The organism is Streptomyces sp. NPDC007157, assembly GCF_040634235.1.
Classification (GTDB): domain Bacteria; phylum Actinomycetota; class Actinomycetes; order Streptomycetales; family Streptomycetaceae; genus Streptomyces.
In genome coordinates this window covers 280,038-300,628 of sequence record NZ_JBEYFE010000007.1, presented here as the reverse complement: position 1 = coordinate 300,628, position 20,591 = coordinate 280,038, and the positions used below count along the sequence as shown (strand labels likewise).

The window sequence follows — 20,591 nt, the reverse complement described above, 5'->3', positions numbered from 1 at the left end:
GGACGAAGAGCGGGTCGGACCCCGCTGGATCGCGCCCTGCCCGTGCTCATCATGTCCTGCGCACAGCAGAGGAGCCGCCCCGTCATGTGCCAAGCCGCCGAAAACGAACAGTCGATCCATGGCCATGGCCCGGAGACGAGTCCGCCACGGGAAGGGGGGCGGCACGCGTCCCGCAGAGCGGTACTGGGCGCCGTGGCGGCCACCGCCGTCGCCGCACCGCTGCTCGGAGCGGCCCAGGCCGCGGCCGCGACATCCGCGAGCGCCCCCGGCCCGACCCTGTCGCTCGTCCTGCTCGGAACCAATGGCGGACCGCCGCCACTGGCGAACCGCTACGGCATCGCGTCCGCCCTGGTCGTCAATGGCCGGACATACGTCGTCGACTGCGGCCGCGGAGCGGTGACCCAGTACCTGCGCGCAGGGCTGTCGATGCCCTCCCTCGCCGGTATCTTCCTCACCCACCTCCACGCCGACCACATCGTCGACTACTACTCGTTCCCGCTGCTGTCGGCGGGTGCCTCGGGCGCACAGGGCTTCCAGAAGGCGATCGACGTGTACGGCCCCGGCTCCGCCGGTATCGCCTCAACGGTCGTCGGTGCACCCGGTCCCGTGCCGGGCACCGTCGAGATGAGCAATCTGGCCGGGCAGGCATACGCCGCCTCTCCCACCTTCTTCATGACCGAACACGCCGGTACCGACCCGGCGACCCTGCTGAACGTCCACGACATACTGCCGCCGGCCGCGACCGGCGCCTCCACGACGAACACCGCACCCGCCATGCGGCCCTTCACCGTCATGGAGAACGACGACGTCAAGGTCAGCGCCGTCCTCGTACCGCACGGCGCGGTCTACCCCGCCTATGCCTACCGGTTCGACACCGACCGCGGCAGCGTCGTCTTCTCCGGCGACACCGCCCCCACCTCCAACATCATCACGCTCGCCAAAGACGCGGACGTCCTGGTCCACGAGGCCATCTACCCCGCCGGGCTGGCGAGCCTCGGCCTACCGCAGTCCGTCATCGACCACATCCTGACCACCCACACCAACGTCGCGGAACTCGGCCGTATCGCGGCCGAAGCCGGTGCCGGCACTCTGGTCGCCACGCACCTCGGCCCGGGAGACCCGGCCGCCGTCTCCGACGCGACCTGGCGAGGACTGCTCCGTGACAGCGCTCACCGGTCCGGGTACGGCGGCCGCACGCTCCTGGGCACGGACCTGATGCACGTGCCTGTTCGGCGCGGCCGCGGCCGCCAGGGGTAGCGGAAAACGGGTTCTCGATGGTGTTGGCAGCCTCCAGGCGCGGACCTCATTGTCGACGCGAACAGATTCGCCAAGGAGCACCAGCCGTCCCACACCTCTCGGCTGACGGTCGTTGGGACGGACCTCGACAACGGTCGCGGGGTGTCCCTCCGGGCGCCGGTCCGGGAGGGGCGTCCGTCCACGGGGCGTCATGTCCGTTCCTTCTTGGGAAAAACGTACTCGTCGAGGACCAGGCCGACGGCGACGGCCGCCGGGATGGCGACAAGGGCGCCGATGATGCCCAGGAGCGCGCCGCCGACCAGCACGGCGAGGACGGTGACGAGCGGGTGGACGTCGACGGCGAACTTCATGGCCCTCGGCACGATGAGGTAGTCCTCGGCGACCCGGAAGACGATGTAGAAAACGGCCGTCGCGATCGCGACGGGGACGGACACGGACAGGGCGACCAGGCTGACGACGATGCCGGCCAGGGTGGAGCCGACGATCGGGATCATGTCCATCAGCGCTGTGAAGATCCCCAGCGCGGCGGCGTACGGAACACCGGTCGCCGCGCACCAGCCGAAAGTCGCCACGCCGGCGATCCCGGAGGTGACGAGGTTGCCGAGCATGAACTTGCCTATCCGGTTCATGATCTCTTCGGCCACGCCCTCGACGCGCTCGCGGTGGCTGACCGCCACGAAGCGGAAGCAGAACTGTTTGATGGCCGGCAGCGCCGCCATGCAGTACAGGGTCACCGTGATCACGATCGCCGTGGAGGTGAGGGTGCTCAGGACCATCTGGCCGGCGCCCAGAACCCCTCCGGCCAGGCCGGTGGCTCCGCCTCCCGACCCGATCTGCTGCTTGGCCTTCTCGACCACGTGGTAGCGGTCCTCCAGGCGCCCGATCGCCGACTGGTGGTCGTGGAGCTGCTGTAACCAGCCCGGTACGGCGTCGACCAGTGCCGAGACCTCCTTGGTCACCGGCGGGATGACCAGTGCCAGGAACCCGCCGAGCACCATGACGAACCCCGTCAGCACGATCGCGACGGCCCAGCCGCGCCGCAGACCCCGGCGAGTGAACCAGACGACGAGCGGTTCCAGGCTGATCGCGATGAACACCGCCAGCAACAGCAAGGTCAGCATCGAGCTGACCCGCAGTACCGTCTGGACGGCCAGCCACGCCAGGCTCGCCCCCAGCCCCAGAGCGAACCCCACGGTCACCCACGACCGCCGACGACGCTCACGCGCATCCCGGTGCGGAGACTCCTGGAACTCGGACCGGGGCGCCGGCACGCCATCCGCGGAGCCCGCGCCAGGGTCGTGCGCGCGCGTCCCCTCGACAGCGCCGTGCTCCTCACCAACGGCCCCGGGGCCGCGCTCCTCACCAACGGCCCCGGGCTCGGACTGCGCAGACATCGCAACACCTCTCCTCGACTGCCTCGGACGGGCGTGGGTACCACTGCGGGACACCGTCGGCCGCCCGTTCGCGGTGCCGGGCGCGGGCAGCCCTGTTCGCCCTGTGCCGTCACCCACGAGCAGGTCGTCCAGGACGGGCCGGCGGCACCGGCGCCGGGTACCCAGACGCTCCGCTGGTACCGCCGCGTCCGCGGTCGGGCATCCGCAGCGAGGAAGTGCGCCGCCGTGTGTCTAACTCGACGTCATCGAGCTGCCCAAGCGGCAATTCGTCCAGACAGGTGTCCTGTTCGAGGATGCCGTCGGCGCCAAGCCGTTTCTGATAGCTCTTCGACTGTGTCTCGGAGCCAGATGACCATCGGGGTGACGACCAACGGCCGTTGAAGGTGTAGTCGCGTTTGATGCCCCTATGGATGTCAACCAGCGGGAGCTGGTGTTGCAGGTCGTCTGCCAGTTCGTCGGTCTCGGCGAACTCTGTGGGGAGCTTCCGAGGCCCGGGGCCTCGACTTCGGGGGCCTTTGCTGCCGGACCGTCGGCGGGTTGTGCCGAATGAGCCTGGGAGTCCCGCCGCTGCCGGGAATCAGCCGCTCAAGCGGTTGCGCAGCAGTGCCTTGCCCAGGTCCGCGCCCTTGCGGCTGTCAGCCTGTGCCTTGGTGAACAACTCGACCAGTTGTGCGTCCTTCTCCCGCTCGGCGTCCTTGATGAAAGTGTCCAGCCGCGGTGATCCTTCCGGACTCTGTGGCGCCGGCCATCGTCGTCACTCTGTCCGTTGTGTTGAAGCGGGTGTCGACCCGCCGGCCTTGTCGGCCGGACTGGCCGAGTACCTCGCAGGGACACGACGCACCATGGGAGCCGGTCACCATGGCGATCGCACCCACCCGACAGTGCCGCGGTTGCCCGGCACCGCCAGCTGTGCGCCGGCGAATTTCCCGCAGCTGTCCCGCTGGAGCTCCTGGTCAGGAGTCCGGATGTGTGCCGCATGGCCCGGAACCAACTCCTGCGAGTGTGGGTCAGGACTTGCCGCGGCCGGTGATGAGGTCGCGGGCCCGGTCCACCAGGCCGGCGCCCGGAGCGAGGAGCTTGTTCGCGGGCGGGGTGTTCGGCGCGGAGGGGTGCGGGCGGGTCGGGGCGAGGGACTTGGCACGGCGGATCTTGTCCCCGAGGTCGTTGAGCGCCTCCGGAGAGCAAGCCTGCCGCAGCATCGGGAACAGGTTCTCCTCCTCGTCCTGGACGTGCGCGGAGACCTCGTCCATGAGCTGCTGCAGCAGCGGACTCATCCGGGCGTCCTCGGTGTCCGTCCTCTCCAGCTCCTTCAGGAGCTTCTCGACCCGGGTGTGGTCCGCGATCTCCTTGTCCGCGATCCGGTCGCCGCCCTCGATGTGCTCACGCACCGCCGGATACAGGTACTCCTCCTCGGCGACCGAGTGCCGTACCAGTTCGATGGTGACGTCGTCCACGAGATCACGGAGTTCCTGCCCGCCGCCCGGCATCCCCTGGATCCGGGCGAACATCTCCTCGACCTCCCGGTGGTCGGTCATCAGTTCCGCAAGCGCGTCTCCGCCATGTCCCATCGTCCATCCGCCTCTCGTCTCGCTGGTGGTGCCTGGGCCGGGTCGATCCCGCCCAGCTGTCAGTGGTTCCCCACCGGGATGGGCGCGGCGCCACCTCGGGCGAGGTCCACCCGGTCGGGTGCCTGTGTCGTTCCGGGAGCAACGAACCGGCCGGTCCATCACCGTGCGTATGCCGGGCGATACGGAAGGCCCGGTGGTCGGGTCACTTGGTACCGCTGCCTCCCCCGGCCGAAGGAGCCGCTGGAGCCGGGCTGCCGGCGGGACTGAGCATGGGCGCCGAGTACCCGCCACACGGCAGCGAATCCCAGGCCGAAGGGGCGTGGCTGACGTGGCCCGCGGCTGCTCGCCGGTAGCGTCGCGGCGGAGCGGACAGACACCGCGCATCGGCCATGCCGGCGAGTGTCGCCCCTCCGCGGGAGCCGGCGGTCTCCCGGGGTGGCGGGCAGGGCACCCACGAGGCGCTTCCCGCGCTGGACTCGGCTGAGGAGGACCATGACCGAACTGTCGCAGCCGGTCGGCGAGACGACCGGGTCCTCCGCCGCTCCGGCGCCGCTCGGGCGCAGACTGCTGGGCTGGGCCACCACCACCGACCACAAGGTGATCGGTCGGCTGTACATGGTGACAGCGTTCTGTTTCTTCCTCCTCGCCGGCCTGCTCGCCCTCGGCATGCGTGCGGAACTGGCCCGCCCCGGGCTTCAGCTGATGAGCCAGGACTTCTACAACGAGCTCTTCACCATCCACGGCACGATCATGATGCTGCTGTTCGCGACCCCGATGTTCGCGGGGTTCGCGAACGCGGTGATGCCCCTGCAGATCGGCGCCCCGGACGTGGCGTTCCCCCGGCTGAACGCGCTGTCGTACTGGATGTACCTGTTCGGCGGGCTGATGGTGGTCTCCGGGTTTCTTCTGCCGGGGGGCGCCGCGTCGTTCGGGTGGTTCGCGTACGCGCCGCTCAACAGCGCGTACTACTCCCCCGGCGCGGGCGCCGACCTGTGGGTGATGGGGCTGGTGGTCACCGGCGTGTCCACCACGCTGGGCGCGGTCAACTTCGTCACGACGATCCTGTGCCTGCGGGGCCCGGGCCTGACCATGTTCCGGATGCCGATGTTCACCTGGAACGTGCTGTTCACGTCGGTCCTGGTGCTGCCGGCGTTCCCGGTGCTCACGGCCGCGCTGCTGGCTCTGGAGTGCGACCGGAAGTTCGGCTCGCACGTCTTCGACGCGCACAACGGCGGGGCGTTGCTGTGGCAGCACCTGTTCTGGTTCTTCGGGCATCCCGAGGTGTACATCGTGGCGCTGCCGTTCTTCGGGATCGTCTCGGAGATCATCCCGGTGTTCTCGCGCAAGCCGCTCTTCGGCTTTCTGCCGATGATCGGGGCCACGACCTCCATCACCATGCTGTCCGCGGTGGTGTGGGCGCATCACATGTTCGTGACCGGGGCGGTGTTGCTGCCGTTCTTCTCCGTGATGTCGTTCCTGATCGCGGTGCCGACCGGGATCAAGTTCTTCGCGTGGATCGGGACGATGCACCGGGGTTCGCTCTCGTTCGAGACGCCGATGCTGTGGTCGGTGGGGTTTCTGGTGTCGTTCCTGCTGGGCGGGTTGAGCGGGGTGCTCCTCGCATCGCCCCCGCTCGACTTCCATGTCACCGACTCGTACTTCGTGGTGGCGCATCTGCACTATGTGCTGTTCGGCACGGTCGTGTTCGCGATGTTCGCCGGGTTCTACTTCTGGTGGCCCAAGTTCACCGGGAAGATGCTCGACGAACGGCTCGGCAAGGTGCACTTCTGGCTGCTCTTCCCCGGATTCCAGTTGACGTTCCTGGTGCAGCACTGGCTCGGTGAGCAGGGGATGCCGCGACGGGTCGCCGACTATCTGCCGGCGGACGGGTTCACGCTGCTCAACACCCTTTCCTCGGCGGGCGCGTTCCTGCTCGGGATCTCCACACTGCCGTTCCTCTACAACGTCTGGCGTACGGCCCATCGCGGGCGGCAGGTCGAGGAGGACGACCCCTGGGGATACGGACGCAGCCTGGAGTGGGCCACCTCCTGCCCACCGCCCCGGCACAACTTCGTGGCGCTGCCCCGGGTGCGGTCGGAGTCCCCGGCGTTCGACCTGCACCATCCGGGGATCGTGCGACAGGCGGAGCGGGAGGGGCTGCGGTGAAGGTCGAGGCACTGCTCTTCGGTGGGGTGGCCGTCTTCTTCGGTGCGGCCGCCACGCTCTACGGCGTGTGGTCCGACGCCGATCCGGCCGGTACGGCGGCGCTGATCGTGGCGTTCGGGATGGCCGCGATGGTGTCGTTCTTCTGCGCCACCCAGTACGTCCGGCACGGTCCGCGCCCGCAGGACCGTACGGACGCGGAGGTGGCGGACTCCGCCGGGCCGCTGGAGTTCTTCCCGCCGCACAGCCCCTGGCCGATCGTCACCGCGTTCGGGTTCGCCGTCGCGGCGGTGGGGGTGGTGTTCGGGCTGTGGCTGTTCCTCATCGGCTTCGGCGTTCTGGCTCGGGGTGTTGCCGGGCTGGTGTTCCAGTACCTGAACCGGGGGGTTGGTCAGGGGGACTGAGCGGCCTGCGGGGGGCGCCCGGCCGGAACGACGTCACCGGGCGGTGGTCGCTCTCGTAGCCACCGGCGAGGGTCTGCCGTACCTCCCCCGTCTCCTCGCCCACGGTCAGCAGTTCCTGCTCGGTGTGCAGCAGGGTGCGGCACAGCGTGCGGGTCACGAAGAAGGCGGCGACCGGGGCCACGATCAGGGCGATCCGGAAGATCCAGGTCAGGGCGTTCACCGAGATCCGGAAGCTCTGGGCGATGACGTCGTTGCCGCCGGCCAGCAGCAGCACGGCGTAGAAGGTGACGCCGGCGACGCCGAGGCCAGTACGCACAGGCCGCTCGCGTGGCCGGTCGCTGAAGTGCTGCTCGTGGCTGTCCTCGCCGGTGAGCCGTTGCTCGACGAAGGGGTAGGCGTACAGGACGAGGAAGAGCAGCGCGGGCAGCACGACGGCCGGCAGCAGGACGTTCCACATGAGCGTGTGCCCGGCGAGGTTCGTCTCCCAGGGCGGGACGAGGCGCAGCGAGCCTTCGAGGAAGCCGACGTACCAGTCCGGCTGGGAGCCGGTCGACACCTGGTCCGGTCGGTAGGGGCCGTACGTCCACACCGGGTTGATCTGCGCGACACCGGCGAGCACCACCAGTAGCCCGGAGACGGCGAGGGACAGGCCGATGGAGGAGGCCGCGAACTGGGGGTAGAGCGGCTTGCCGGTCACGTTCTTGTTCATGTGTCCCGGGCCGTGCCACTGGGTGTGCTTCAGGTAGAACACCAGCATCAGATGGAGGGTGACCAGGGCGAGCAGCGCACCGGGCAGCAGCAGGATGTGCAGGGTGTACAGCCGCGGAATGATGTCGTGACCGGGAAACTCGGAGCCGAAGACGAACATGCCGAAGTACGTCCCGACCACCGGGATCGACAGCATGATGCCCTGGGCGATCCGCAGGCCGGTGCCGGAGAGCAGGTCGTCGGGGAGCGAGTAGCCGGCGAAGCCCTCGGAGAGGGCGAGCGTGAAGAGGGTGACACCGATGGCCCAGTTCAGCTCGCGCGGCCTGCGGAAGGCGCCGGTGAAGAAGACCCGCAGCAGGTGCATGCCGATCGCGGCGACGAAGACCAGCGCGGCCCAGTGATGGGTCTGCCGCATCAGCAGACCGCCGCGGACGTCGAAGCTGATGTGGAGGGTCGAGTCGAACGCGCCCGACATCAGCGTCCCGCGCAGGGGTTCGTACGTGCCCTCGTAGACCACGTCCGCCATCTCGGGGGTGAAGAAGAACGTCAGCCACACGCCGGTCAGCACCAGCACGATCAGGCTGTAGAGGGCGATCTCGCCGAGCAGGAACGACCAGTGGTCGGGAAAGGACTTGCGCAGCAGCCGACCGGCCCCGTCGTGGACGGGCAGCCGGGCGTCCACCGCGTCCGCGAACCGTTCCCCGCGGTGGCGTTCCTCGCCCCCGTCCGGTCCCGTCCCCCTCATTCGGCGCCCGCGGCGCTTCGCGCGCATCGCACTGACCTCACGTGACGCCCTCCTCAGGACCGTGTGCCTCGCACTCTCGCCATCCCTTGCCCGGGAGCCGCGGCACGACTGCCCCGCCGCCGCGAAACACTCGCGCGACCGGGCCTCGGCACCCGATCGGATGAGTCGCCGACGTTCCCAGCGCGAGGGTCCCGACCGCTGGGTCACCAGCGACGACCGGAGGCGCAACGGGTCACCCGACGAACTGGGGAGGCGCCTCATGCCAGGTGGGGTACCTGTGACCGCAGGGTCGGCCCGCCGCTCGTCGACTTCGATAAGGACGACAGCGCCGCCCTGAGGCGCGCCGGCACCGTGGATTGCTGCAGAGCGCACCCCCGGCCGAAGGCTCAAGGCGGGTTTCACAACCGGAGCCGTCCGGCGGTGGACCGTCTCGTCCGGGCGGGAGGTTAGGGGGCGCAGAGTGTCGCGGCGGCAGTGACCGACGCGGACGTGGTCATCACGACGCGACCCCCGCGGACCCGCAGGTCGCCTCGGTCGCGCTCGTCCGGACGGCGTGCTGGCGCACGCCCGCACGGGCACCCTCTCATCGACATGAGCAGCGTCAGCCCTCAGGATCACCGAGGCCCGGCGCGACAAGGACGTCCGCGTCCTGGACGCCCCCGGGTCCGGTGGCGAGGCCGGCGCCGTCGACGCCGTGCTGTCCGTCATGGTCGGCGGCGACGCGGGCGACTTCGCCGACGCCGACCCGCTCTTCCGTACCCTCGGGACGACCGTCGCACTGACGGTGTTCCGGTGCCGCTATCCACCGGGCCCCCGCCCTCGCTGCAGGCCCTCTCTCCCTGCGGTGATGCACCGCTGGTGGATCCGGCCGTCGCCCGGCCACCCGCCTCGATGATCTCGCCCTGGAGTGCTGCGCCGCCCTACCCCACGCAGTCTTCCTTCGACTGACAACTACTGCAGGTCAGCCACGGCGGAGGCCCGGCAGCCTTGATCGCCTCACCGCCCAAAGGTACAAGAACTGGTCAGCGCTGCCCGCCGCGTCCCTCGAAGTCCCGTCGTACGGCCGCGCCTTGATCCTCAACCAGCCCTGGGTCTTCCGGAACATCCAGGACGGTCGCGCAGTGCTCGCACAGTTTCCCGTCTCCGGCTGGTGTCCCGCACACCTTGCAGAACCGCTGGACCTGCAGGTCTTCGGTCTTCTCCGTCATGGCCTCTCCCGGACGGGCGAACAGCGTCCGCCGCCGGGTACCCCGAGCAGCAGCAAAGATCTACTGGCGTCGTGGCGGCGTCGGCGCGTCCACGTCGTGCGTCGAGGCGTCGGGCACGCGGAAGCATGCGCTGACCGACTTCCCGTGGGGACAGGGGTGCGACTCCCATGCGTCGGCCACGGCGTCCACCAGGAGCATGCCGCGCCCGCCGAGGCTTTCGGTGCCGGCCTCCCGAGGAACCGGCAGGTCACGGGAGTTGTCGTGCACGGAGACATGCAGACAATGGTCGTCACAGATCATCACCAACTGGGCGCTGCTGTGGGCGTGCCGGTGTGCATTGGTCACCAGCTCGGAAACGGTGAGCAGTATCGCGTCCACCGTCTGCGGAGCAGCGGTGGTCCAGCCCCGCGCGTCCAAATGCTCACGTGCCCAGTCACGGGCGGTCTTCACTTCACTGTTCAAGGGCAGCGTGCGCGCCCAGCCCACTGCCCGGAGCGACGAACTTTCCACGGCGATCCTTCCTAGTTGAGGCGAGTGCGGTCAGCGATGGCATCAAAGCTTCCCCAGAGGCGCCGGACTTGGGCCCGACGCGCGGGTCGGCAGCGGCCCGACGTGCCTGCTCGGCCAGCCGTCGTCCCTGACGGCTCGCGGCGAGTTGCTCGATGCGTTCCGTCGTGCCTGGAATGGCACCCCCTTCTCAAGACACCGTGCCTGCACCTGCTTCGGATACCCTCCAAAACGTCGATCCAGCCCTGCCGCTCGGCACCCCCCAGAACACGTGCCCTCAGCGCCGCCCCGCGCCTGCGGTCGCCGCAGTATGAGCGAGCGTGCCATCGGCACGTCGTCGGAATCGGCCTCAAAATCGGGCACGCGGCGGTCTGGAAGCGCGGTCCGCGAGCAGACCGATGACAGCGATCACGTACGCGTGGGTGATGCCGACGACGCTTCCGAAACCAGTTTCTGGGCGCAAGGCCGTCGCGGCAACGGAGGCACACCCGTAACCGAACTCAGCCAGTCACAGCGCCCAGCCGTGGGAGGCCGATTCCGCCTCGAGTTCCACGTTCCGTCGATGCGACGGAGCAGGGAGGCGAGAAGGTCCGCAAGACCGTCAGAAGCCTGCCTGTCCGAGCGGCCGGCCGGGCGCGCGGGTCCAGCAGGAAACCGTGGCATCCGCCCCCGGGGAAGAAGGGGACGGGCCATGCCATACGACACCAGGGCCCTGGCAGCCTTCCGACAGCCAGCGAGGTCCTGGCACGAGACCAAGCGGCCACCCTGGCGGGCCCAGGAATCGCTGGGAAAGATCGACTGGTCTCGCCTCGGGCCGCTCACCCGCCGCAACGCGACCATGCTCTGTGGTCACTGGGGAGACCTGTGCCCGCCCTTCCATCATGGCTGACCGAACCGCTCTGGGACCAATTCGCAGCCCTGCTGCCCGAGCGGCCGGAGTACCACCCGGACCATCCACTCGGCTGCCACCGCCGACGCATCAGCAACCGGATCATCTTCGACAAGGTGCTGCAACTGCTGCGCTTCGGCTGTTCTTACGAGGCGATCGCCGACACAACCTGCTCGGCCACCACGATCCGCAGCCGCCGCGACGAATGGACACGACTGGGCGCTTTCGCCCGGCTCATGCAGCTCGCGCTGGAGTCCTACGACCGGATCGTCGGTCTCGTCCTCGACCAGATCGCCGTCGACGGAGCGATCACCAAGACACCTGGAGGCGGGGAGGCCACCGGACGTTCACCGGTCGACCGCGGCAAACAGGGACTGGAGCGCTCGGGCATGACGGATGGATACGGCATGCCGCTGGGCCGTGTCCTGGCCGGTGCCAACCGCCTCGACTCGCCGCAGCTCGCCCCGACTCTGGACCGTCTGGAGGGCCACGGCCCGTTGCCCGACATCATCACCGTGCACTTGGACGCCGGCTACGACTCGGACACCACCCGCGCTCTGCTCAGCGAACGCGGCCTGCACGGATGCATCGCACACAAGGGGAAGAAGGTCTCGCCCGGGGCTACGAGCGTCGCGTCACTGTCATTGATGCCTTCTTCGACTCGCCGACGCAATCATCACCGTGCGCAGCCTGATCCGGCGGTCCTGGACAACTCACCGCTGGGACGAACGCCCGAAGCGCCGGCCGTGATCCTTCGGCCCCGCTTCGGTCACTTCGGCAGATCGGCGGAGAGGAAGGGAGCAAGGAGCGCGAACAACGCGTCGGGGCGGTCGAGGGGGATGATGTGGCCGCAGTCCTGGAGATGGTGTCCGACCAGGTCATCGGCGATGGGACGGAGTTGGCGTTCGAGCCCGGTGCCGACGGGGTGAGAGCCGACGGCCATGGTGGGCATGGTCAGCCGAGCCGTCGCGACGGCGTCCTGGATCTGCTGCGCGCTGGTGGGCAGGGCCCGGTAACAGGAGAACGCGCAGCGCAGGGCTTCGCTCCCGGTGTACGCGTGGACGAAGGCCGCACGGATGTCGTCGGGTACTCCTCGCCCGAGCGTCCCCGAGTCGAGGAACCAGTCGATGTACGGGGCCTCGTTGCCGACCAGGACGGTCTCGGCGAGGCCGGGGACGGCGTGGAAGCCGAACCACCACGGGGCATCCCCCGCCACGACGTGCTCTGCTCCGGGCAGGCGGCCGAGCAGTGCCTCCATCACGACCAGGCGCCGGACGAGGCCGGGGCGGCGCAGCGCGAGCAGGACGGCGGGGGCGGCGCCCGCGTCGATGCCCACCACCGCTGCCGAGGGCTCGCCGAGTGCGCCGAGCAGCCCTTCGGCGTCGGCGGCGAGGGTGCCTGCGTCGTAACCCTCGATGGCACGTGCACTGTCACCGAAGCCTCGCAGGTCCGGGGCGATGACCCGGTACTGCCCGGCCAGTCGGCCCATGATGCCGCTCCAGAGTTGCCAGGTGTGCGGGAAGCCGTGCAGCAGGAGAACCGCAGGTCCGTCCCCGGCGATCGCGACATTGAGTTGGACGCCGTTCGTCGCGATGCGGCGCAGGTGGTGTGCGGTGGTGACGGGCATGACGGCTCCTCCGACTGGTTACCATTGGTGACCACAGAACGATAGGTAACTGTCCGACCGCTTCCTAGACGGCACTTTCAGGGAAGGTGGTGAGCCACAGGTGACCACCCGAGGAGCCCGGGCCGCCGGTCGCGGGGTACGCGGCGATCTGTTCGATCCCCGTTGCCCGACGCGACAGTTGCTGGACCGCATCGGTACGAAGTGGACGTCCATGGCCGTCAAGACGCTCGCCGATGCCGCACCGGACGAGGTGCGCTTCGCGGAGCTGAGACGTCGGATGCCCGGCGTCTCACAGAAGATGCTGTCCGTGACGCTGCGAAGCCTGACCCGCGACGGGCTGGTGTCGCGCCGGGTCGAACCGACCGCGCCGCCGCGGGTCTTCTACCGTCTCACCGGACTCGGGCTGTCTCTGGAAGTGGCGCTTGCGGGGCTGCGGACCTGGGCGGAGGAGCACATGGCCGAGATCGACCGCGCCAACGAAGCCGCCGACCAGGAGGTCGATGAGGGGTAGGCAGGCCGGTTCCGCGCTCAGTACTGGTGGCTGGGGTACTCGATGTAGCCGGCGTCGCCGCCCTGATACCACGTCGCTTTGTCAGGTCGACGCCGGAGGAGGACTTCGACGCGATGGTGTTGGGCACGTCGTTCACTTCGACGGGCAGGGCACGGCGACGGCCGCGGGCGCGATGAAGCGGTACTGCGGGCTGTTGGGCGAGCAGGAGGTGGAAGGGAATTCGCCGGCGCAGTGGCTGGCGACGAAGGAGCTGGTGAAGCACAACGGGGAGATGGTGTTCGAGGGGGGCATCTCCCGGTTCTGCCCGAAGTGCACCAAGATCCCGAAGTCGGCCCTCGAGGGCACCTATCCGCTGTTGTCTTAAGACAACAGCGCGTTGGCCGGGAATCCGGGGGAGAGCACAACTTCCAGGCACCGTTCGGCGGTTACAAGCAGTCCGGGAACGGCAGGGAAATGCGTCACGCCGGCATCGAGGAGTTCCTGGAGACCAAGGCGATCACCCGCTGACCCTGGTCGCCGTCGTGTGCGGTCCGGCCGGAATCCGCGGACCGCCACGCCCGGCCCTGCGCGGAGTCAGGTGTCACATCGGCTGGTGCTGGGCGGTCTGATGGGAGAGGGCCGCTCTTCGGCGGGCCCCACCGTTGCGTCACCCGGGCACGTCGCAGGAGAGGACCCGAGCCATGTCGTATCCCTACCCGGAACAGAAATACTGGGGCGAGGACGGGGAGGTCAGCGCCGTTTTCCGCCCTGCGAGCACCCCGCCGGACATCGGGGAGAGCGGCACCGGAAAGGACGCTCTCCACTACCTGGCGACCACGGACGTCACCCGGGGCGAGTTCGGGCTGTACCGGGTGGAGATGAGGCCGAGGGCCGGCGGCCCCAAGACACACTTCCACCGGCGCATCTCGGAGTCGTTCTACATCCTGGAGGGCACGGTGCGTGTGTTCGACGGCGTGCAATGGGTCGACGCACGCAAGGGTGACTTCCTGCATGTGCCCCAGGGCGGCCTGCATGCCTTCCGCAACGACTCCGACGCCCCGGCGGACATGCTGCTGCTGTTCACGCCGGGCGCACCGCGCGAGGAGTACTTCGAGCAGGTGTCGCAGCTGGCGCACGCCTCGGAGGAGGAGCGCGCCGCGTTCTTCGACAAGCACGACTCCTACTTCGTGGAGTAACCGGATCAGCAGGGAGGCGCCGGCCGAGTCATCGGGCCGGCGCCTCCTTGCTGTCCCTGCGGTGAGCAGGCCGCCTCAGGCCGGGACTTCCTGAAGCACCCATCCGTTGCCGTCCGGATCTTCGAACGCCGCGTACGAGCGATAGCGGCGGCGCTGCGGGTCCAGGCCGCTGATCTGCCGTTCGTCCGTGCAGCGGTGGAAGATCTCGCTCGTGTCGTGGAAGATCCCGCCCATCGCCACGCCTCTGGCGGTGAGTTCCTGGTGTGCTCTTTCGATGTCGGAGACGACGAGGTGCAGCCCCTGTGCCGACCCGGGAGGGGCCGGGGAGACTCCGACGCCGAAGATGATCGAGCACGGTGAACCGGGAGGTGTCATGTGCACCACGCGGTAGGTGTCGTCGGTGACATGGTCCGCGTCGAGGCGGAACCCCAGCGTCTCGTAGAACGCCTTGGCCCGGTCGACGTCGGAGACGGGGAGGACCATGACTTCCAGTTTGAAATCCATTGTCGCCATCGCTTTCGCGGAGAGTCCGAGGAGGCCGTGGGCCTCAGCCGTAGGGGGCGTGTGCCGTAGGGGGCGTGTGCCGTTGGGGGCGTGTGCCGTTGGGGGCGTGTGCCGTTGGGGGGCCTCAGGCGTTGGCGTGCGCCGCCCAGTGCGCTTCCAGAAGCGCGGCGACCTCCGCAGGCCGCTCGAGCACCGTCCAGTGGTTGCAGTCGAGCCTGGCGACCTGGGTCGCGCGCAGGGACGCACCGAGCCGCTCGCCGAACTCGATCTGGCAGGCGGGGTCGCGCGCTCCCCAGAACACGAGACACGGGGCGGCGACGTCGGCCAGTCCCGTTTCCCACTCCGACCCCGTCATCACGGCGGAGCGGTACAGCTTGAGAACGCTGTCCTTCATCACGTCGTCGACGCGGCTGGCCATCTCCTTGGCGGCTCCGACGGGAACGTCGAAACCGCGTACCAGGTCCGCGGCGAAGGAGTCCGCTTCCAGCCGTTCCATGAAGCGGTCGCCCGCGACCTGGTCCTGCCATGTCAGGGCCAGCGGATGCCAGGCGTACTCCGAGCTGATCGGGCCGTTGCCGCCGGCCCAGGTGCGGACGAGATCGGGACGCAGAGACGCGACACGGGCGGTGAAGATGCAGCCCCAGTCGTGACCGACCAGGTCGACCGGCTCGCCGATCCGCTCCAGCCGGTCGATGAGCCAGGCGACGTACTCCTCCTTCGTGGACGCGAATCCGTCCGGCCGCGCCGCGGCAAACCCGGGGAGGTCCCAGGCTTCCACGTCGGTCCGGGAGAGGCTTCGGCGAACGTCGTCCCACACGTGGTGGGTGTCGGGGACGCCGTGGATCAGGATGGCAGGCATGGACTGTGCCTTTCGTCGGCAACGGGCGGGGCGTGCTGGGTCACGAGGGGTGGGGCGGGCGGCCGTGGCTCGCCGGCATCCGCGCTCCGGTCGTGATCTCCCCCGCTCAACGGATTAGTGTCACACCGTGTTAGTTCTTGGTGAATGAATGCCCCGTGCCGGGAACTCGGCCTGGCGCGCGCCCAGTTACCCCGGCCGAGCACTGCCATTGAGACCGAGTGGACCGTGGATGTGTGACAGCCGGGCCGTCAGGTCCATGAGCGGAGCTTGTCGGGATTCGAGGTGACCCAGACCTGGACGACGTAGGGAGCGGCGACGTCCAGGGTGAGGACCGCGGCTATCTCGCGCTCGTAATGGGAGACGAGACCGGTACGACCGTTGACGGAACGGGTGTTCAGGGTGGAGCGGGGCTGCGGGGCCAGCAGCGTCAACAGGCTCCGGGCGACCTGCCGGCTGCCGGCTGCCGTGGACGCTACCCACCCGGGTCCGTACCTTGCCTCCCCCGTCGAAGGAGACGCTCACGTCCGGCGCGAGCAGCGCCATCAGAGCTCCGGGAGTCTGTGCCACACAGGCGTCCCGCAGCGCGCCGCTCACCGCGTTGTGCTCCTGCGGCGCCGTGGGTCGCGCGCGTCGGGCACGCAGGCTGTGCCGTGCGCGGTCGCTGGGCTCACCGCCCTCCGGCCTCCGACCGTCCGACGGCGGCGGAGTACGCGCCCGGTGTCGCCCCGACGACCCGGTACCGGATGCGGGCGTCGTCCGCTCGGCCCGGAGCGGGGGCGCCCGGCGGGTTCGACGGTCCGGCGAGCCGTGCCCGGCAGATGTGGCCCGTACTCGTGACGAGCCAGGAGCGCGGCTGTATGATCCGCGCCCGCTCCCGTGCGGGCAGGCCGTACCAGCGCCGATACACCTCGTCGACCACGCTGCCCGCCCCGGCCCTGCTGCCGAGCATCCGGTACGCGACATCCATCAAATGCCGCCGCTCCTCCACCATCTCCGCGATCGACATCACATCGTCGACGGAATCCATGCGCGCGCCTCCACACCCACAGCGTCGAGCCGGGCGTTCATCCGGTGGCCTCCGGGTCGTGCGCCCCGCGCGCCTGCGGCCTGCCCCATCACAAAGTGTGCACGGTATTCACGTCGCGCGCCAGAGAATCCCGCACTGTGTTTCGGTCTGCGCATCGCTTCGACCGACCGGTCGGGACCTCACGGATCCGGCGGCCTGTCGAAGTGGCGCCGGGCGCCGTCTCCGGGGGAAAAGACGGCACCCGGCGCACCGCACCCGCTCGGCTGCCGGGCTGGCGCGAACGTCGTCACATCGTCACGGTGACCGTGTCGAACACGATGTTGTGGACGTTATGTTCAGCATACACATCGATGGAAGGGATCGGGTGCGCGGTCCGGCGGCGTGCTACCGGGGAACCGCTTCGCGGGAGGGATCGGCGGGCCGCGGCAGCAGGACTCCGTCCACGTACAGGTCGACGTGTTCGTTGTAGAAGGCGACGAGGCCGGCCACGCGGTTGGCGTGGATGGTCGGGAAGTCGTAGCCCCAGGCGATGTCCTCGTGGGCACCGCTCGCGCCGTCGAAGGACCAGTACCCGCTCGTCGTTCCCTTGTACGGGCACTGGGTGACCGTGGCCGAGTGCCGCAGCTTGGTCCAGTCGACGTACATACGCTCGACGTAGTAGCGCGTCGACAGCCCCGTTTCGAACAGCTTCACGCAGTTGGGCGCGTCCGCCAGCACGACTCCGTCCAGTTCCACGCGGACGCTGCTCGACGAACGCAGGGCGTCCACACGGGAGTAGGGACTCCTGGGGTGCACGAAGACCGGCTCGTCCTCCTCGAACCAGGAGTCCAGCGCGGTCCATTCGAACCGGACGGTCCCGTGCAGTGAGCTCGGGGCGTCCACGTCCCACACCCATGCCGCGCCCTCGCGGACTTCGGAGCCGACCCGCAGCGTGTGGCGGCGGGCGGGTCCCGCACCGTGGTGCTCGGTGTGATGGTCGTCGACGAGCGTCCCGTCGACCAGGTCCTCGACAGGGATGCTGAACTGCGGGTAGGCACGCCATTCCCACACGTAGAGCGCGCGGCGGCTGTCGAAGACGACCCGGCCTCCGATGACACCCCGAACGCGGCGCGGGACGGGCTCGACGTGGCCGACCGGGACGATCAGGCTCGGGTGCAGAACGCTTTCGGTTGCCATGGTGGTACCTCGCAGGAGTCAGAACGGGATCATGGGCTTCGGTGGCGTGCGGCGGCCGGCCATCTCGCAGGAGGCGCACGCAGGTATGCGCGCCGACCGTGGCCGCGCGAACCACCGGCTTCCTCTTCCACTGACCGAACGGGCGACAGATCTGTGACGGACTCAGGTGCTCCGCCCGCCTGCCGGACCGCCCTGTCACAGAGCAAACCCGTACGCGGTCAGTGTTCTCGTACGCGATCAGTGTCGCTGCACAGTGGCGAGCGCTCCGAGGTCACCGCATGCGATGCGGCAGGTGCGCCACCGCCATCCGCACTCCCCCGCCTCCCGGCAACGAAGGGACGACGCACCATGGCATCTCACGGCGAGCTCCCGGCGCCTGCACACGGCCTTCTCCTGTCACAATTCCTCACCGTACGTGACGTCGCCGTCTCGCGGCGGTTCTACGCCGACGTCTTCGGCGGCGAGGTGGTGATGGACGAGAATCCGGCGATCGTGCAGATCGCCAACAGCTGGATCATCATGAATCCCGGAGGCGGACCGACCCCCGACAAACCCGGCGTCACCCTGGAAGTGCCGCAGGACGGTGAGCGGGTGTCCGGCTTCCTCAACGTGCGCGTCGCCGACATGGCCGCGTTCTACGCCCACGCCATCGCCAAGGGCGCCCGGTTCCTCACCGAACCCGTCGACCGCGCCTCCGAGCTGCGCTGCTATCTGCGCGATCCCGACGGCTACCTGATCGAGGTGGGTCAGTCCACCGGCCTGATCAGGGGCATCAAGGCCGCCCCAGCACGTCCCGAGAAGTAGGGCGTGTGTCGGAAGTGCTCTGGGTCGGCTGACGTGAGTGGGCGGGGGCGGAGTCATCGACATGTCGGACCGGCCGAGCTGAAGGCCGCGGTCCGGCCTGGTGACGGTAGGCGTCGGATCGGCTCGGCAGCTGACTTCGATGGCTGGATCGCGGAACAACCGGCGGCGGAGCTGGCCGAACCGTCCACCTTCGTGGTCGGTGTGGACGGTGTGCTGCGGCTGGCGCCGCGGCGAAGCGAACACGTCGCCTGTGCCGGCGCAGACATGGTTCTGAGTGCCGGCGAGATCAGCTTCATGCTCGTGGCAGGTCGGCTCGGCCCTGGTGCCCGGTGGGCGCCTGTTCGTCGAGCTGCCGCCCGACCGTCTTCCGGTACGCCGCGTCCTGCGGGCTCTGCCCGAGCAGCGGGTCGGGGAGCACGTCTACGGCGGACGCATGGTGATGTCGGCGGACGGGGCCGCATCCGAACCCGTGTCGACTACTGGGTCCGCTCGGCGGAAGGTGTCCTCCGCACGGGTACCGAGACGTTCTGGATGTGGCCGGCTTCCCGCGCACGGACCCTGGCCGACCTTCGCACGTACGGATTCGCGCCGCTCCCCGGCCATGACCATCCGGCCGTCCTGGCAGTCACGCTCCGGGACCCGCGGTGACTTCCTCCTCCTGCTGTCACAGGCGCGTCGGCAGCCCGGTCATGGTGGGTGACGGCCGACGACGGCCGTAGAGACCATCCGACGCCGAAAGGACGCCCGCCATGCACCTGGACTCCGATATCAGGCTTTCCCTGGCAGCCGAGGCCGCCGCTCTCGAGGCCCACGCCGTGATGCTCGGGGAAGCGATCGAGATGCTCGATGCCGACATCCGGGCGGCGACCGAGCGCCTGGCGCGGCTGCGCGGCCCGGACGACACCGCCTCCCCGTCGAACCCACGCGGCCGGCTTCCTTGACGTCGGGCGGTCGGTGAATGCCGCCGCGACGACCGGGCCCGGGGCCGTCAGAAACGCGCGGACACCTCAGATGACGTCGAGTGACAGCGTGTGTCACGACATGAGCGCGCACCTCCGAGCAGTCACACCCTTCGAGCAGCGTGCTGGGAACACGCTGTTAGCATGGGCGGTGACCAGGTCGGAGGGGACTTTTCATGCACGGCGGCGCCGGATCCGAGGCCCTCGATCAAGCGACGAGGGACTTCCTCGCGGTCCGGTCGCGGCTCTTCGGCATCGCCTACCGTGTGCTGGGCAGCGCGGCGGAAGCCGAGGACGTGGTCCAGGAGACCTGGCTGCGGTGGCAGCACACCGACCGCTCGAAGGTGAACGATCCCGCCGCCTTCCTGGCCACGGCCGCGGCCCGCCTGGCGATCAACGTGGCCCAGTCGGCCAGGGTGCGGCGGGAGTCCTACATCGGGCCGTGGCTCCCCGAGCCCGTCGACACCCAGAACGACCCCCAGCTCGGGGCCGAACGGGGCGAGGCCGTGGAAATGGCCGTTCTGCTGCTGATGGAGAAGCTGAACCCGGTGGAGCGCGCCGCCTACGTGCTGCGAGAGGCGTTCGATTATCCGTACGCGCGGATCGCCGACATGCTGGAGACCAGCGAGGCGAACGCCCGCCAGCTGGTGAGCCGCGGGCGCAGGCACCTGGCCGCCGAACGCAGGGAGCAGGTCAGCCCGGAAGCCCATCGGCGCCTCCTCGAGGTGCTCCTGTCCGCCGCGCGGACCGGGGATCTGACGGTGCTGGAGGACGTGCTCACCGCGGACGTGGTCAGCTACTCGGACGGCGGCGGCATCCGCGGGGCGTCCAGGATCCCGGTCGTCGGACGGGTGCACGTCTCGCGGTATCTCGCCGCCTTCGCGCCGCGCTTCTGGCCGGGGAAGGAGATCCGCTGGGTCGAGGCGAACGGCCGCCCGGCGGTGTTGGTGTCGTCCGACGGGGAGGCCGTGGCCCTGCTGTCCGTCGACGTCTCCGTGGACGGCATCGACCGGCTGATGTGGGTGATGAACCCGGCCAAGCTCCTGCCGTACGCGGCATCCCTGAGCGGCTGAACGCCGTACCGACCTCGCGGCGGCCTCGACGGC

The 20,591-nt window shown here is 69.3% G+C and carries 21 protein-coding genes and 3 pseudogenes; 13 read left to right on the top strand and 11 right to left on the bottom strand.

All coding sequences use genetic code 11. The features are described 5' to 3' along the window. Nucleotides 1–192 precede the first annotated feature (192 nt). Nucleotides 193–1,257, top strand: coding sequence for an MBL fold metallo-hydrolase (locus ABZ642_RS16010; RefSeq protein ID WP_360483226.1), 1,065 nt, complete (start codon nucleotides 193–195; stop codon nucleotides 1,255–1,257). Between the two features lie 188 nt (nucleotides 1,258–1,445). Here the strand turns inward: ABZ642_RS16010 and ABZ642_RS16005 are convergent, their stop codons facing one another. Together ABZ642_RS16005 and ABZ642_RS16000 are read right to left on the bottom strand one after the other, a co-directional pair. Beyond that, a complete protein-coding gene (locus ABZ642_RS16005) occupies nucleotides 1,446–2,450 on the bottom strand; it encodes an AI-2E family transporter (protein WP_360483224.1) in 1,005 nt (334 codons plus the stop codon). Between the two features lie 1,208 nt (nucleotides 2,451–3,658). Continuing rightward, nucleotides 3,659–4,219, bottom strand: coding sequence for a hemerythrin domain-containing protein (locus tag ABZ642_RS16000; RefSeq protein WP_360483221.1), 561 nt, complete (start codon nucleotides 4,217–4,219; stop codon nucleotides 3,659–3,661). Between the two features lie 492 nt (nucleotides 4,220–4,711). On the opposite strand from ABZ642_RS16000, the gene ctaD reads away from it, so the two are divergent. Together ctaD and ABZ642_RS15990 are read left to right on the top strand one after the other, a co-directional pair. Next, nucleotides 4,712–6,385, top strand: a complete 1,674-nt coding sequence (gene ctaD / locus ABZ642_RS15995) for a cytochrome c oxidase subunit I (protein WP_360483219.1) — start codon at nucleotides 4,712–4,714, stop codon at nucleotides 6,383–6,385. Next, on the top strand, nucleotides 6,382–6,786 hold the full coding sequence (locus ABZ642_RS15990) for a cytochrome c oxidase subunit 4 (protein ID WP_360483216.1): 405 nt from the start codon (nucleotides 6,382–6,384) through the stop codon (nucleotides 6,784–6,786). Before ctaD ends, ABZ642_RS15990 begins: the two co-directional genes overlap by 4 nt. Here ABZ642_RS15990 and ABZ642_RS15985 read toward each other — a convergent pair. Beyond that, nucleotides 6,704–8,239, bottom strand: a complete 1,536-nt coding sequence (locus tag ABZ642_RS15985; protein WP_360483213.1) for a ubiquinol-cytochrome c reductase cytochrome b subunit — start codon at nucleotides 8,237–8,239, stop codon at nucleotides 6,704–6,706. The two genes, ABZ642_RS15990 and ABZ642_RS15985, sit on opposite strands and share 83 nt — an antisense overlap. Nucleotides 8,240–8,852: 613 nt before the next feature. Here ABZ642_RS15985 and ABZ642_RS15980 point away from each other — a divergent pair. Then, the gene (locus ABZ642_RS15980; RefSeq protein ID WP_360483483.1) at nucleotides 8,853–9,134 is read left to right on the top strand and encodes an NAD(P)-binding domain-containing protein; all 282 of its coding nucleotides are present in this window, start codon (nucleotides 8,853–8,855) and stop codon (nucleotides 9,132–9,134) included. A 127-nt stretch (nucleotides 9,135–9,261) separates the two neighbouring features. Here the strand turns inward: ABZ642_RS15980 and ABZ642_RS15975 are convergent, their stop codons facing one another. Next, a complete protein-coding gene (locus ABZ642_RS15975) occupies nucleotides 9,262–9,447 on the bottom strand; it encodes a hypothetical protein (protein ID WP_360483210.1) in 186 nt (61 codons plus the stop codon). 60 nt (nucleotides 9,448–9,507) lie between these two features. Further along, nucleotides 9,508–9,957: an ATP-binding protein gene (locus ABZ642_RS15970; protein ID WP_360483207.1), complete on the bottom strand. Its 450-nt coding sequence runs from the start codon at nucleotides 9,955–9,957 to the stop codon at nucleotides 9,508–9,510. Nucleotides 9,958–10,818: 861 nt separating this feature from the next. Here ABZ642_RS15970 and ABZ642_RS15965 point away from each other — a divergent pair. Continuing rightward, a pseudogene (locus ABZ642_RS15965) lies at nucleotides 10,819–11,593 on the top strand (IS5 family transposase). A gap of 19 nt (nucleotides 11,594–11,612) precedes the next feature. Here ABZ642_RS15965 and ABZ642_RS15960 read toward each other — a convergent pair. Further along, nucleotides 11,613–12,470, bottom strand: coding sequence for an alpha/beta hydrolase (locus ABZ642_RS15960; RefSeq protein ID WP_360483204.1), 858 nt, complete (start codon nucleotides 12,468–12,470; stop codon nucleotides 11,613–11,615). Nucleotides 12,471–12,570: 100 nt separating this feature from the next. Between ABZ642_RS15960 and ABZ642_RS15955 the strand changes: the two genes are divergently transcribed. From ABZ642_RS15955 to ABZ642_RS15940, 4 genes and pseudogenes are all read left to right on the top strand, one after another. Further along, entirely contained in the window at nucleotides 12,571–12,981 is a 411-nt protein-coding gene (locus ABZ642_RS15955) for a helix-turn-helix domain-containing protein (protein WP_360483201.1), read from the top strand. A 193-nt stretch (nucleotides 12,982–13,174) separates the two neighbouring features. Beyond that, nucleotides 13,175–13,345, top strand: coding sequence for a hypothetical protein (locus tag ABZ642_RS15950; protein WP_360483510.1), 171 nt, complete (start codon nucleotides 13,175–13,177; stop codon nucleotides 13,343–13,345). Continuing rightward, nucleotides 13,333–13,488: pseudogene (locus ABZ642_RS15945) on the top strand (aldehyde dehydrogenase family protein); the annotation flags it as partial. The gene ABZ642_RS15950 and the pseudogene ABZ642_RS15945, both read left to right, overlap by 13 nt. A 173-nt stretch (nucleotides 13,489–13,661) precedes the next feature. Next, nucleotides 13,662–14,156, top strand: coding sequence for a cupin domain-containing protein (locus tag ABZ642_RS15940; RefSeq protein WP_360483199.1), 495 nt, complete (start codon nucleotides 13,662–13,664; stop codon nucleotides 14,154–14,156). Nucleotides 14,157–14,231: 75 nt separating this feature from the next. On the opposite strand, the gene ABZ642_RS15935 is transcribed toward ABZ642_RS15940, so the two are convergent. The 5 genes from ABZ642_RS15935 to ABZ642_RS15915 all read right to left on the bottom strand — a co-directional run bounded on the left by ABZ642_RS15935 (nucleotide 14,232) and on the right by ABZ642_RS15915 (nucleotide 17,722). Further along, nucleotides 14,232–14,660: a VOC family protein gene (locus tag ABZ642_RS15935; protein ID WP_360483196.1), complete on the bottom strand. Its 429-nt coding sequence runs from the start codon at nucleotides 14,658–14,660 to the stop codon at nucleotides 14,232–14,234. 124 nt (nucleotides 14,661–14,784) lie between these two features. Next, on the bottom strand, nucleotides 14,785–15,519 hold the full coding sequence (locus ABZ642_RS15930; protein ID WP_360483193.1) for an alpha/beta hydrolase: 735 nt from the start codon (nucleotides 15,517–15,519) through the stop codon (nucleotides 14,785–14,787). Between the two features lie 248 nt (nucleotides 15,520–15,767). After that, complete coding sequence (locus ABZ642_RS15925) at nucleotides 15,768–15,950, bottom strand: hypothetical protein (RefSeq protein WP_360483190.1); 183 nt, start codon at nucleotides 15,948–15,950, stop codon at nucleotides 15,768–15,770. A gap of 236 nt (nucleotides 15,951–16,186) precedes the next feature. Beyond that, the gene (locus ABZ642_RS15920) at nucleotides 16,187–16,546 is read right to left on the bottom strand and encodes a hypothetical protein (RefSeq protein ID WP_360483187.1); all 360 of its coding nucleotides are present in this window, start codon (nucleotides 16,544–16,546) and stop codon (nucleotides 16,187–16,189) included. Between the two features lie 384 nt (nucleotides 16,547–16,930). Further along, nucleotides 16,931–17,722 carry a DUF427 domain-containing protein gene (locus ABZ642_RS15915; protein ID WP_360483184.1) on the bottom strand — a complete coding sequence of 264 codons (792 nt, stop codon included), beginning with the start codon at nucleotides 17,720–17,722 and terminating at the stop codon, nucleotides 16,931–16,933. A 348-nt stretch (nucleotides 17,723–18,070) separates the two neighbouring features. Here ABZ642_RS15915 and ABZ642_RS15910 point away from each other — a divergent pair, with 348 nt between their 5' ends. From ABZ642_RS15910 to ABZ642_RS15895, 4 genes and pseudogenes are all read left to right on the top strand, one after another. Then, the gene (locus tag ABZ642_RS15910) at nucleotides 18,071–18,526 is read left to right on the top strand and encodes a VOC family protein (protein WP_360483181.1); all 456 of its coding nucleotides are present in this window, start codon (nucleotides 18,071–18,073) and stop codon (nucleotides 18,524–18,526) included. A gap of 33 nt (nucleotides 18,527–18,559) precedes the next feature. After that, a pseudogene (locus ABZ642_RS15905) lies at nucleotides 18,560–18,823 on the top strand (hypothetical protein); the annotation flags it as partial. A gap of 452 nt (nucleotides 18,824–19,275) precedes the next feature. Further along, nucleotides 19,276–19,467: a hypothetical protein gene (locus ABZ642_RS15900; protein WP_360483178.1), complete on the top strand. Its 192-nt coding sequence runs from the start codon at nucleotides 19,276–19,278 to the stop codon at nucleotides 19,465–19,467. 194 nt (nucleotides 19,468–19,661) lie between these two features. Next, the gene (locus tag ABZ642_RS15895) at nucleotides 19,662–20,558 is read left to right on the top strand and encodes an RNA polymerase sigma-70 factor (RefSeq protein WP_360483176.1); all 897 of its coding nucleotides are present in this window, start codon (nucleotides 19,662–19,664) and stop codon (nucleotides 20,556–20,558) included. The last annotated feature ends 33 nt before the right edge of the window (nucleotides 20,559–20,591 follow it).